The following is an 11,348-nucleotide window of genomic DNA, read 5'->3' as shown; positions in this document are numbered from 1 at the left end:
GCCGCCGGGCCGGGGGCCCGGCCACGGGCGGGGCGCGCGCTCCGCCCGCGGCGGTTCCTGCTGTCCCGGCGCGGCGCCGGGCGTCGGGTCGTTCATGGGCCCGACGCTACCCGCTCCGCCACCCCCGGCGCCGCACGATCACCGGCACGGGCCCGCGGCTCCGCCGGGCGCGGCGGAGCCGCCGTACGCCCGGGCCGCCGGGGCGGGCGTACGGCGGTCTCAGCCACCGCCGGACTCAGCCCCCGGCGGCCTCCCGGAGGCGGGCGAGCGTCAGCACCTCGCCGCCGACGCCCCAGCCGCCGTCGGGCACCTCCTCGACCAGCACCAGGGTGGTGGCACGGGCGCGTTCCCCGTAGATCTCGGTGAAGAGGTCGGTGGTGCGGGTGATGAGCTGCTCCTTCTGCTGCTCGTCGACGGAGCCGGCGGGAACCTTGAAGGCTGCGAACGGCATGGGGGTGTCCTCTCTGCGACGGTGTGGGTGAGCGCGTGGTGCGGTGGGCCGGCCGTGGTGTGCCGGGACGGTGCCGCGTACGGGCTTCAGACGATGCCTCCGTTGGCGCGGACGACCTGTCCGTTGACCCAGTGGCCGGCCGGAGAGGCGAGGAAGGCGGCGACCTCGGCGATGTCCGCCGGGGCCCCCAGGCGCTCCAGCGGCGGCTGGGCCGCCAGCCGGGCCACCGTCTCCTCGTCCTTGCCCTCCAGGAACAGGTCGGTGGCGGTGGGGCCGGGAGCGATCGCGTTGACGGTGACGTCCCGCCCGCGGAGCTCGCGGGCGAGGATCAGGGTGACCGCCTCGACGGCGCCCTTGCCGGCGCTGTAGGCGCCGTAGCCGGGGAAGGCCAGGCCGACCACGGAGCTGGAGAAGGTCAGGACGGCTCCGCCGCGCCGGACCCGGCGGGCGGCCTGCTGGGCCACGGCGAAGGTGCCGCGGATGTTGGTGCGGTACAGTGCGTCCAGCTCGGCCAGGTCCAGTTCGGCGACGGGCGCCAGATGCATCCGCCCGGCGGCGTGGACCACGATGTCCACGCCGCCGTACTCGGTCTCGGCAGCGTCGAACAACGCGGCCACCTGCCGCTCGTCGCCGACGTCGGCCCGTACGGCCGTCGCACGGCCGCCGGCCGCGACGATCTCCCCGGCGGCGCCCTCGGCCGCCTCCCGGTCGCCGGCGTAGCCGACCACCACGGGGCAGCCGTCGGCGGCCAGCCGGGCCGCCGTACGGCGGCCGATGCCGCGGGACCCGCCGGTGACGAGGGCGACGCGCGGCCGGCCGGAGGCGCCGCCGGGCGTGGGGCCGGTCTCTTCGGGGGGCCGGGCGGGGCTCGGGTGGGACATGGGACTCTCCTGTGCGGACGGGAAACCGGGCGGCGGACACGGCCTCGCCGGGCTCCGCCTTCCTCCACCGTCGACCGGTTCCGGGCCCCCGGCCAGGGCTGGGCCCACCCGGGGGTCGTCAGCCCCTGGCTCCGCCGGGCCACGGGCGTCACGATGGGCGGGTGAACCTTCCCGAGCTCGCCGCCTTCCTCAGGTCCCGCCGCGACCGGGTCCGCCCTGCCGACGCCGGGCTGCCCGCGGGTCCGAGGCGCAGGGTGCCCGGCCTGCGCCGGGAGGAGGTCGCCCGGCTCGCCGGCCTGTCCGCGGACTACTACACCGAGCTGGAGCGCGGCCGGGGCGCCCAGCCCTCCCCGCAGGTGCTGGCCGCCCTGGCACGGGCGCTGCGGCTGGACGGCGACGAGCGGGACCATCTGTTCCATCTCGCCGGGCGACCGGTCCCGCCGGCGGCCCACGGTCCCGCCGCCCATGTCCAGCCGGCCCTGCTCGGCCTGCTGGACCGGCTCACCACCACCCCCGCCCAGGTCATCACCGACCTGCACGAGACCCTGGTGCAGAATCCGCTGGCCGCCGCACTCGTCGGCCGGCCGCCTGCGGTCCACGGGCCGGCGGCGAGCCTCGTGCACCGCTGGTTCACCGACCCGGACGCCCGCGCGCTCTATCCGCCGGAGGACCACGCGTACCACTCCCGGGTCTTCGTGGCCGACCTCCGGGCGGTCGCCGCCCGGCGAGGCCGGGATTCGGACGCGGCCCGGCTGGCGGCCGCGCTGCGGCGGCGCAGCGCGGAGTTCGCCGCCCTGTGGGACACCCGTGACGTGGCGCTGCGCCGGGCGGACCGCAAGCGCCTCGTCCATCCCGCGCTGGGCGTCCTGGAGGTGGACTGCCACAGCCTGTTCAGCGAGGACGGGTGCCAGCGTCTGCTGTGGTTCACCGCGCCGGCCGGCAGCCGGACCGCCGAGCGACTGGAGCTGCTGCCGGTGATCGGCACGCAGGATCTGAGGCCGGACGGCGACGACGCCCCGGACGACGTGGAGCGGCTCGCCGGCCGGGACGACCGGACCGGCTGACCACCGGGCGGCTCCCGCAGGTGCCACCGGCAGCAGCCCTCCGCCGCCGGCCACGGGCGGTTCCCACGGGCACCCGCGCCCGGCGACGGGGGCAGCCCCGCGCCGGGCCACCGGGCGGCTCCCGCACCCCGGCGGCCGGAGCAGCGCCCCGCCCCGCCCACCGGACCGCTCCCGCGCCCGGCCACCGGACGTACCCCCGTGCGCGACCAGGGACCGCTCCCCGCCCGGCCGCCGAAAGCCCGCACGCGCCCACCGGGCCGCTTCTCCCCGGCCGCTACCGGACGGCCCGTGCAGGGCGGCGCTACCGGGCGGTTCCCGCGGCCGCCGCGCGGCGGCGGCCGGCGCCGCCCGGCACCACCAGCGGGGTCCCCGTCTCCGGGTCGGTGATGACCCGGCAGGGCAGTCCGAAGACGCGCTCCACCAGCTCCGCGGTCACCACCTCGGCGGGCGGTCCCTCGGCGACGACCGCACCGTCCCGCAGCGCGACGAGGTGGGTGGCGTACCGCGCGGCGTGGTTCAGGTCGTGCAGGACGGCGACGACGGTCCGGCCCTGCTCGTGCAGGGCGGCGCACAGGTCCAGCACCTCGAGCTGGTGGGCGATGTCGAGATAGGTGGTGGGCTCGTCCAGCAGCAGCAGGGGCGTCTCCTGGGCGAGGGCCATGGCGATCCACACCCGCTGCCGCTGGCCGCCGGAGAGCTCCTCGACGAAGCGGTCGGCCAGCTCGGCCACGCCGGTGGCGGCCATGGACTCCGCGACGACGCGCTCGTCCTCGCGGGACCACTGGTGCAGCAGCCCCTGGTGCGGGTAGCGCCCGCGTGCCACCAGGTCGGCGACGGTGATCCCGTCCGGGGCGATCGACGACTGCGGCAGCAGCCCGAGGGTACGGGCGACCCGGCGCGCCGGGAGGGTGGCGATGTCCTCGCCGTCCAGCAGTACGGCGCCTGCGGCGGGCCGCAGCATCCGCGACAGAGCGCGCAGCAGGGTGGACTTCCCGCAGGCGTTGGGGCCGACGACGACGGTGAAGGAACGGTCCGGTACGGCGACGCTGAGGTCCTCGGCAACGGTCCGCCGGTCGTAGGCGAGCGTCATGCCGTCCCCGCGGAGCCGCGGGGAGCCCTCGCCGGGCGTCGCGCTGCCGGGCCGGACGGGTCCCTGCCCGGCGGCCCGGTGCCCCGCGGCCTCGTCGCTGCGCTGTGCCATCTCGGTCGCCCTCCCGGGAGTCTGGTGCCCGGCCGGCGGGGGCGCCGGCCGGGCGCTCGGGTCCTTCGTGCGTACGGGTGCCGCCGCCCCCCGGCTGCCGGGGGCGGGGCGGCGATCGCCGTCCGGCCGGCCGCCGCAGCGCCACCGGCGGGCGCGCCTCATATCCGGCCCGCCCGGCGCTCGCCGGCGAGCAGCCAGACCAGGTAGCCGCCGCCCAGCACGCCGGTGATCACCCCGACCGGGAGCTGGTGCCCGGGCACCACACGCTGGGCGGCGAGGTCGGCCAGTGTCAGCAGTGCGGCCCCGAGCAGGAGCGACGGCAGCAGGTTCGGTCCGGGGGACCGGGTGAGCCGCCTGGCGAGCTGCGGCGCCGTCAGCGCCACGAAGGCGACCGGGCCGGCCGCGGCGGCGGCGAAGGAGACCAGCAGGACCGCGCAGCCCAGCACGGTCAGCCGTATCCGCTCCACGGGCACGCCCAGTGCGTACGCGGTGTCGTCCCCCATCTCGATCATCCGCAGCGCCCGGGCGCAGCCCAGGAGCACGAGGGGCAGCAGCACCCCCAGCGCCGCCAGCAGCGGCAGCGCGTCCTCCCAGCCGCGGCCGTCCAGGCTGCCGGTCAGCCACAGCACGGCGCGCCCGGCCTCGACGATCTGCGCCCGGGTCAGCAGGTAGCCGTTGACACCGGTGAGGATCGCCATGACACCGATGCCGACGAGCACCAGCCGGTAGCCGTGCACGCCCTGACGCCACGCCAGGGCGTAGACCAGCACCCCGGTGAGCAGACCGCCGAGGACCGCGCCGCAGGCCAGGGCGAGGCTGCCGCCGCCCACCACGACGATGGCGGTCAGCGCACCCGTGGCCGCGCCGCTGGTGAAGCCGAGCACGTCGGGGCTGCCCAGCGGGTTGCGCACCACCGACTGGAAGACGGCGCCGCCCAGGGCCAGCGCCGCGCCGGCGAGCAGCGCGGTGACGGCCCGCGGCAGCCGCACCTCGCGGACGATGAACGCGTCCGCGGGATGCCCGGAGCCGGCCAGGGTACGCAGCACGTCCGGCACGCTCAGCGGGTAGTCCCCACCGCCGGCCGCGACGGCGAACACCCCGCCGGCCAGGGCCAGCGCCAGGCAGGCCGCCCCGACGACGAACGCCCGCGGCCGGTAGGCGACGGACCGGCCGCCCGGGGTGCGGACCACGCTCATGCCCGGGCCACCTTCCGCCGCCGTACGAAGTACAGGAAGAGCGGCCCGCCGAGGACCGCGGTCACGATGCCGACCTGCAGTTCGGACGGGCGGGCCACCACCCGGCCCAGCACGTCGGAGCCGAGCAGCAGTACGGGGGCCAGCACCGCGCAGTACGGCAGCACCCAGCGCAGGTCGGGGCCGGTCAGCGCGCGTACCAGGTGCGGCACCATCAGTCCGACGAAGACGATCGGCCCGCAGGCCGCGGTGGCCGCGCCGCAGAGCAGCGTCACCGTGGCCATGGCGGCCGCCCGCGCCCGCCCCGGCCGGGCGCCGAGCGCCCGGGCGGAGTCGTCGCCGAGGGCCAGGGCGTTGAGCGGCCGGGCCAGGGCCAGGGCCAGCAGGAGGCCGAGCAGCACACAGGGCAGCAGCCGCAGCACGGTGTCCGGGCGGGCCCCGGCGAGCGAGCCGACCGTCCAGAAGCGCATCGCGTCCAGCGAGGCGGTGTTCAGCAGCATCATCGCGTTGACGTAGCTGTAGAGCGCCGCGTTCAGCGCCGCACCGGCGAGCGCGAGCCGGGCCGGGGTGGCTCCGCGCCCGCCGCCGACGCTGTAGACCAGCACGGAGACGGCGGCCGCCCCCGCGAAGGCGAACCAGAGCCGGCCGGTGTAGCCCGAGACGCCCAGCAGCGTGAGGGCGGTGACGACGGCGGCCGAGGCCCCGGCGTTGATGCCGAGCAGCCCGGGGTCGGCGAGCGGGTTGCGGGTCAGCGCCTGCATCACGCCGCCCGCGAGGCCCAGTGCCGTGCCCGCGAGCAGCCCGAGCAGGGTGCGGGGCAGCCGCATCTCGTGCACCACGGTCCAGTCCGGGGACGAGGCGTCCACGAGGCCGTGCCAGGCGTCCCCGGGCGTCAGGGGTTTGGCGCCGACGCCCAGGCTCAGCACCAGCACGGCGAGCAACAACAGTGCGGAGGCGAGTAGTCCGGCGGCGCGCCGCGCCTGCCGGGCGCGGGCCGGCGGGTCCGGCGGCGGCGCCGCGGCCGGACCGGCCGCCGGTCGCGGGGACTTGGTGAGCGACACGTACGAGCTCCGGAGGGGCCGGGCCACCGGGACGACCCGGCCGCGGGACGACAACAAGGGTTAGGTTAGCCTAACCTCGCACCACGGCCCTCAGGGGCCCCCGCAACGGAAGGCACCTCCATGTCCCAGCCACGCTCCCAGTCCCTCACCCGGCGCGGACTTCTCGCGGCCGGCGGCGCCACCGGACTCGGCGCCCTCCTCGCCGCCTGCGGCGGCTCGGGCGACGGCCGGGAGGGCGGCTCCGCAGACGGCGGCAAGGGCGGCGCCTGGTCGTTCACGGACGACCGCGGCACCACGGTGAAGCTGGACGCGCGCCCGCAGCGGATCGTGGCCTTCACCGGCACCGCCGCCGCACTGCACGACTTCGGCGTCACCGGGGAACTCGTCGGCGTCTTCGGCCCCACCGTACTCCCCGGCGGAAAGCCCGACCCCCAGGCCGGCGAGCTGGACCCCGGCAAGCTGGAGATCATCGGCAACGCCTACGGCGAGTTCAGCATCGAGAAGTACGCCAAGCTCCGCCCCGACGTGCTCATCACCAACATGTACGAGCCCGGCGCGCTGTGGTTCGTCCCCGAGGAGAGCAAGGACAAGATACTGGAGCTCGCCCCGTCGATCGCCCTGACGGCCTCCCGCCGGCCGCTCCAGCAGATCATCGCCCGCTACGCCGAACTCGCCGGCGCCCTCGGCGCCGACCTGAAGGCGCCACGGGTCACGGACGCCAAGGCCCGGTTCGAGAAGGCCGCGGAGTCCCTGCGCACGGCCGCCCGGGAACACGACGTGAAGGTCATGGCCGCCTCCGGCAGCAAGGACCTCTTCTACGTCTCCAACCCGGAGATCAACGCCGACCTGCGCTACTTCCGCGAGCTGGGCGTCGACCTGGTCACCCCGGACAAGACCGATGAGGGCGGCTACTTCGAGAGCCTGAGCTGGGAGAACGCCGGCAAGTACGCGGCGGACCTCATCATCCTGGACAACCGCACCCAGGCCCTCCAGCCGGAGGCGCTGCGGGCGAAGCCCGCCTGGCGGGACCTGCCCGCGGTGCAGGCGGGCCAGGTCTCCCCCTGGTCCAGCGAGCCCCGCTTCTCGTACGCCGGCGCGGCACCGCTGCTGGAGGACCTGGCCCGGGCGATCCGGGAAGCGAAGAAGGTCGTCTGACCCGCGGCCCCCGGCCGGCCCCGCGGGCGCCGGCCGGGACTCCGGAACGGCTCCGGGCTCACAGCCCCAGCCTGGCCAGCGCCTTCGCCGGGTCGGCCGTGCAGCCCACGTCCCCGCCGGCGGCCCATGCGGCCCCGCACAGCGCCCGCAGGCCGTCCACCGGCTCCCCCTCGCCGTCCAGCAGCAGCGCACCGCCGGCCTCCCGGGCCGTCCAGCCTCCGCAGCGGAAGCCGTCCTCGTCCCGCACGACCGACGGCTGCGGATCGTGCAGCCCGCGCAGGTCCGCCGCCACATAGGCCGGCCGGTGCCGGGGCTCGGCGGCCAGGAGCTGCGCCGCGTCCGTCACCCCGGTCAGCACCAGCAGCGCGTCCACCCCGCCGGCGTGCGCGCCCTCGATGTCCGTGTCCAACCGGTCCCCCACCACCAGCGGCCGGCGCGCCCCGGTGCGCAGGACCGTCTCCCGGTGCATCGGCGGCAGCGGCTTCCCCGCCACCCGCGGCTCCGGCGCGGGCCGCATCCACCGGGTGGCGATCCGTACGACCTCCACCGCGGCGCCGTTGCCCGGCGCGATGCCCCGTCCGCTGGGAATGGTCAGATCGGTGTTCGAGGCGAACCACGGCACGCCCCGCCCCACCGCCAGCGCCGCCTCCGCCAGCCGGCCCCAGGCCAGCTCCGGCCCGCCGTAACCCTGCACCACCGCGGCGGGTCCGTCGTCGGCGGACTCCACGGGCCGCAGCCCGCGCTCCTCCAGAGCCACCCGCAGCCCCTCACCGCCCACACAGAGCACCCGTGCGCCGGAGGGCACCTGTTCCGCGATCAGCCGGGCCACCGCCTGCGCGGAGGTGATCACCTCGTCCGGCGCGGCGGGCACGCCCAGCCGCGTCAGGTGGTCCGCGACCGTCCGCGGGGTCCGCGCCGCGTTGTTCGTGACATACGCCAGCCGCATCCCCCCGGCCCGCGCCCGGGACAGCGCGTCCACCGCGTGCGGGACCGCCTCTCCTCCGGCGTACACCACCCCGTCCAGGTCCAGCAGCGCGGTGTCGTACGCCTCGCTCAGCGCCCGCTCGCAGCCTCGCAGCATGGTCTCCCGCTCCTCACAAGCCTCCGCACACTCCCGGTACGCCCCCGATGATCCCCCATCCGCCCGCCCCGCCGGCGAGCGGGCGGCTTAGCATTCCCGGATGAGCGACGACGGTCTCCATCTCCGCCCCTTCCGCGGCCTGCGCTACGCGCCGGACCGGGTGAGCAGCCTCGCAGCCGTCACGTCACCGCCGTACGACGTGGTGGTGCGGCCGGACGGAGTCCACCACCTGGAGACCGCCGACCCGTACAACATCGTGCGGCTGATCCTGCCGGACACCGCCGACCCGGCCGCGGCGCCCCGGCAGGCCGCCGGAACGCTGCGCCGCTGGCGTGCCGAGGGCGTCCTGACCCGGGACGAACGACCCGCCCTCTACGCCTACGAACAGCGCCGCGGCGCCGTGCTCCAGCGGGGCCTGATCGGCGCGCTGCGGCTGGACGGGCCGGTACTCCCCCACGAGGACGTGGTGCCGGAGATCGTCGCGGACCGGGCCGCGCTGATGCGTGAGACGGCGGCCAACCTCGAACCCCTGCTGCTCACCTACCGCGGCGACGACCCGCCGCCCGCCGGGCCCGGCGCCGCCGCCGTGCTGGAACGCGCCACGGGCCGGGAGCCGCTCCTGGCCACCACCACGGAGGACGGCTTCGCCCACCGGCTGTGGTCCGTCGACGACCCGGACGAGATCGCCGCCGTCGCCGCCGACCTGGCCGACCGGACCGCGCTCATCGCCGACGGCCACCACCGCTGGGCGACCTGTCTGCGGCTCCGGGACGAGCGGCCGGACGACCCCGCCTGGGCCCACGGCCTGGTACTGCTGGTCGACTCGGCCCGCTATCCGCTCCAGGTCCGGGCCATCCACCGGGTGCTTCCGCACCTGCCGCCCGGGCGGGCGCTGACCGCCCTGGGCGGCGCCTTCCGCGCCCGGCCCGTGCCGGGGCCGCTGCCCGGCGCCCTGGACCGGCTCGCGGAGACGCCGGGCAACGCCCTCCTGCTGGCCCACGGTCCGTACGACGGCCACCCGGCCGGCTTCCACCTGCTCGACCGCCCCGATCCGGAGCTGCTGGCCCGCACGGTGCCCTCGGACCGGCCGGAGGCCTGGCGGCGACTGGACGCCACGCTCCTGCACACGGTCCTCCTCGACCACGTGTGGGGCGTCCCGGACCGGCCCGCGGACATCGGCTATCTGCACTCCGCGGAGGACGCCGTGGCACAGGCGGCCCGGCACGGCGGGACGGCCGTGCTGCTGCGGCCGGAGCGCGAGGAGACGGTGCGGGAACTGGCGGCGGAAGGGGTCATGATGCCGCGCAAGTCCACTTCCTTCGGGCCGAAACCGGCCACGGGGCTGGTGCTTCGCCCCCTGGACGGGCCCGGCGCGGACGGGGCTGCGGGTCCTCCGGGGTGACCCCGCGGGCGGGACCCGGGCGGAGGACGCCGGGCCCCGCCGGCCCGCGTCATGCCCGGCGGGGCGTGCGGGCGCCCCGCCACGTCCGCGTGGGCGCCGGCCCCCGGATCACGTCTCGTCCCCGGAGGCGTGCGCCTCCGCGTCAGCGCCCCCGGCCGCCCGCCGGTGCCTCGCCGTCCGTCCTGTCCCCGGACGGAGCGTCCGCGGAGCCCTCGTCCCCGGGCGCGTCCTCGACGGCCGGGGGCTCCCCGGCGGGTCCGCGCTCCGCGGCGCGGTGCTCCCGAGCCGTCGGCTCCGTTCCGGGCTCCCCGGCGCCGTCGCCGAACTCGTCCGCTTCCTCGTCGAGCGCGTCGAGGAACTCGACTCCGTCCAGCTCCGCCAGCCGGTCCGACGCGTCCGTCAGCCCGCCCTGGTCGGCCTCCAGCGCCTTCGCGAACCACTCCCGCGCCTCGTCCGCGCGCCCGACCTCCAGCAGCACGTCGGCGTAGGCGTAGCGGAGCCGTGCCGTCCACGGGTGCACGGCGTTCGAGGCCAGCTCGGAGCTCTGCAGCGTCACCACCGCGGCCTCCGCCTGCCCCATGTCCCGCCGCGCTCCGGCGGCCACCAGGCGCATCTCGACCTGACCCGCCTTGTCGAGCTTCTGCACCTCCGGCTCGCCGGCCATCGCCAGCGCGCGCTCCGGACGGCCCAGTCCACGCTCGCAGTCGGCCATCACCGGCCACAGATGCACACCACCGGTCATGCGACGGGCGGCGCGGAACTCCGCCAGCGCCTCTGCGTACTTGCCGACGCCGTACGCGGCAAAGCCCGCGGTCTCCCGCACGGCGGGCACCCGGGAGGCGAGCCGCAGGGCGACCCGCGCGTACCCGTATGCCTGCTCCGGGTCCTCGTCCAGCAGCCGGCCGGTCATCACCAGGTTCTTCGCGACGTCCTCCGCCAGGGTCTTGGGCAGGCTCATGAGTTCCTGCCGGACGTCCTTCGGGATCTCCTCCCCCGTGACGTCCTCCGGGATCGGCAGCCGCTTCAGCGGTTCCCGGTCCGTACGGCGATCGCCCCGCCGGTCGTCACGGCGGCCGCCACGGCGGTCGTCACGCCGGTCTCCGCGCTGCGGGGCGTCCCGCCTGCCGCCGCGGTGGAAGTCCCGGTCGGATCCACGGCGTTCCCGGCCGGTGCCGCCGCGCTCGTCGCGGCTCCGTCCCCGGTGGCCGCCACGCTCCCGGTCGCGGTCGCGGTGACGCTCGTCGCCCCTCCGCTCGCCGCGGCGCTCGTCGCCACGTGGGCGCTCGCCGTACGGGCGGCGGTCGCCGCGCTCGTTGTCCCCCCGGGCGGCCCGTGGGCGGTCCTCACGACGGGAGGGTGCCCGCTCCTCCCTGCCGCCAGGACCCCCACGTCGTTCACCGCGCCGGCCACCGCGCTGCTCGTCCCGCCGGTCGTCACGTTGCTCGTCGCGCCGTTCACCGCGCCGGTCGTCACGGCGATCCCCACGGGGGCCCTCACGCCGGTCACCGCGCCGGGGTTCCTGGTTGCGCCGGCCGTCCCGGCCGCCCTCACGGCGGTATCCACCCCGGTCGTCCTCACGCCAGGGCCGACGCGGACGGTCGTCCCGCTCCCGCCGCGGATTCCCCTGACGAGGACGGCGCTCCGGTCGATCGCCGGACGAGTTGGTGGACATGGACGTGACTCCTTCTGCTGGTGCTACAAGTGCCATTCTCGCGCACCGGCGGGGCCGGTGCCCACGGACGGAGAGCGGGAAAACAAAAAGCCGCCGGCTCCAGCGTGTGTACGCTGGAGCCAGCGGCTCCACAGATTGTTCGGCGGCGTCCTACTCTCCCACACACTCCCGCATGCAGTACCATCGG

Annotated in this window: 11 protein-coding genes; 3 read left to right on the top strand and 8 right to left on the bottom strand. The window is 76.8% G+C overall.

Annotation, left to right across the window (positions count from 1 at the left end):
• Positions 1-235: 235 nt before the first annotated feature.
• Positions 236-451, bottom strand: a complete 216-nt coding sequence (locus HOY81_RS25920) for a tautomerase family protein (RefSeq protein WP_237323141.1) — start codon at positions 449-451, stop codon at positions 236-238.
• Positions 452-537: 86 nt separating this feature from the next.
• Positions 538-1,332, bottom strand: a complete 795-nt coding sequence (locus HOY81_RS25915) for an SDR family oxidoreductase (protein ID WP_237323140.1) — start codon at positions 1,330-1,332, stop codon at positions 538-540.
• Positions 1,333-1,493: 161 nt separating this feature from the next.
• On the opposite strand from HOY81_RS25915, the gene HOY81_RS25910 reads away from it, so the two are divergent.
• Positions 1,494-2,396 carry a helix-turn-helix transcriptional regulator gene (locus tag HOY81_RS25910; RefSeq protein ID WP_237323139.1) on the top strand — a complete coding sequence of 301 codons (903 nt, stop codon included), beginning with the start codon at positions 1,494-1,496 and terminating at the stop codon, positions 2,394-2,396.
• Positions 2,397-2,697: 301 nt separating this feature from the next.
• Here the strand turns inward: HOY81_RS25910 and HOY81_RS25905 are convergent, their stop codons facing one another.
• The 3 genes from HOY81_RS25905 to HOY81_RS25895 all read right to left on the bottom strand — a co-directional run bounded on the left by HOY81_RS25905 (position 2,698) and on the right by HOY81_RS25895 (position 5,851).
• The gene (locus HOY81_RS25905; protein WP_237323142.1) at positions 2,698-3,486 is read right to left on the bottom strand and encodes an ABC transporter ATP-binding protein; all 789 of its coding nucleotides are present in this window, start codon (positions 3,484-3,486) and stop codon (positions 2,698-2,700) included.
• A 269-nt stretch (positions 3,487-3,755) separates the two neighbouring features.
• On the bottom strand, positions 3,756-4,793 hold the full coding sequence (locus HOY81_RS25900) for an iron chelate uptake ABC transporter family permease subunit (protein ID WP_237323138.1): 1,038 nt from the start codon (positions 4,791-4,793) through the stop codon (positions 3,756-3,758).
• Positions 4,790-5,851: an iron ABC transporter permease gene (locus HOY81_RS25895; protein WP_237323137.1), complete on the bottom strand. Its 1,062-nt coding sequence runs from the start codon at positions 5,849-5,851 to the stop codon at positions 4,790-4,792. The genes HOY81_RS25900 and HOY81_RS25895 overlap by 4 nt, the downstream gene beginning before the upstream one ends.
• 120 nt (positions 5,852-5,971) lie before the next feature.
• Between HOY81_RS25895 and HOY81_RS25890 the strand changes: the two genes are divergently transcribed.
• Positions 5,972-7,006, top strand: a complete 1,035-nt coding sequence (locus HOY81_RS25890; RefSeq protein WP_237323136.1) for an ABC transporter substrate-binding protein — start codon at positions 5,972-5,974, stop codon at positions 7,004-7,006.
• Between the two features lie 58 nt (positions 7,007-7,064).
• Here the strand turns inward: HOY81_RS25890 and HOY81_RS25885 are convergent, their stop codons facing one another.
• Entirely contained in the window at positions 7,065-8,087 is a 1,023-nt protein-coding gene (locus HOY81_RS25885; RefSeq protein ID WP_237323135.1) for an HAD hydrolase-like protein, read from the bottom strand.
• A gap of 100 nt (positions 8,088-8,187) precedes the next feature.
• On the opposite strand from HOY81_RS25885, the gene HOY81_RS25880 reads away from it, so the two are divergent.
• Entirely contained in the window at positions 8,188-9,489 is a 1,302-nt protein-coding gene (locus HOY81_RS25880) for a DUF1015 family protein (protein ID WP_237323134.1), read from the top strand.
• A gap of 142 nt (positions 9,490-9,631) precedes the next feature.
• On the opposite strand, the gene HOY81_RS25875 is transcribed toward HOY81_RS25880, so the two are convergent.
• Both HOY81_RS25875 and HOY81_RS25870 read right to left on the bottom strand, forming a co-directional pair.
• Positions 9,632-10,447 carry a tetratricopeptide repeat protein gene (locus tag HOY81_RS25875; protein ID WP_237323133.1) on the bottom strand — a complete coding sequence of 272 codons (816 nt, stop codon included), beginning with the start codon at positions 10,445-10,447 and terminating at the stop codon, positions 9,632-9,634.
• A gap of 65 nt (positions 10,448-10,512) precedes the next feature.
• Positions 10,513-10,836 (bottom strand): hypothetical protein, encoded by a 324-nt coding sequence (locus HOY81_RS25870; protein WP_237323132.1) that lies wholly within the window; start codon positions 10,834-10,836, stop codon positions 10,513-10,515.
• Positions 10,837-11,348: the final 512 nt, after the last annotated feature.

This window comes from Streptomyces sp. JJ36, assembly GCF_021696945.1.
Taxonomy (GTDB): Bacteria; Actinomycetota; Actinomycetes; order Streptomycetales; family Streptomycetaceae; genus Streptomyces.
Note: the sequence above shows the minus strand (reverse complement) of the source record. Positions and strands in the feature narration are given on the sequence as shown.

Bases quoted from the DNA above. Each gene is read 5' to 3' on its own strand.
- HOY81_RS25900 (WP_237323138.1), bottom strand. From the start codon at position 4,793: ATGAGCGTGGTCCGCACCCCGGGCGGCCGGTCCGTCGCCTACCGGCCG.
- HOY81_RS25920 (WP_237323141.1), bottom strand. From the start codon at position 451: ATGCCGTTCGCAGCCTTCAAGGTTCCCGCCGGCTCCGTCGACGAGCAG.
- HOY81_RS25880 (WP_237323134.1), top strand. From the start codon at position 8,188: ATGAGCGACGACGGTCTCCATCTCCGCCCCTTCCGCGGCCTGCGCTAC.
- HOY81_RS25890 (WP_237323136.1), top strand. From the start codon at position 5,972: ATGTCCCAGCCACGCTCCCAGTCCCTCACCCGGCGCGGACTTCTCGCG.
- HOY81_RS25915 (WP_237323140.1), bottom strand. From the start codon at position 1,332: ATGTCCCACCCGAGCCCCGCCCGGCCCCCCGAAGAGACCGGCCCCACG.
- HOY81_RS25905 (WP_237323142.1), bottom strand. From the start codon at position 3,486: ATGACGCTCGCCTACGACCGGCGGACCGTTGCCGAGGACCTCAGCGTC.
- HOY81_RS25885 (WP_237323135.1), bottom strand. From the start codon at position 8,087: ATGCTGCGAGGCTGCGAGCGGGCGCTGAGCGAGGCGTACGACACCGCG.
- HOY81_RS25875 (WP_237323133.1), bottom strand. From the start codon at position 10,447: ATGAGCCTGCCCAAGACCCTGGCGGAGGACGTCGCGAAGAACCTGGTG.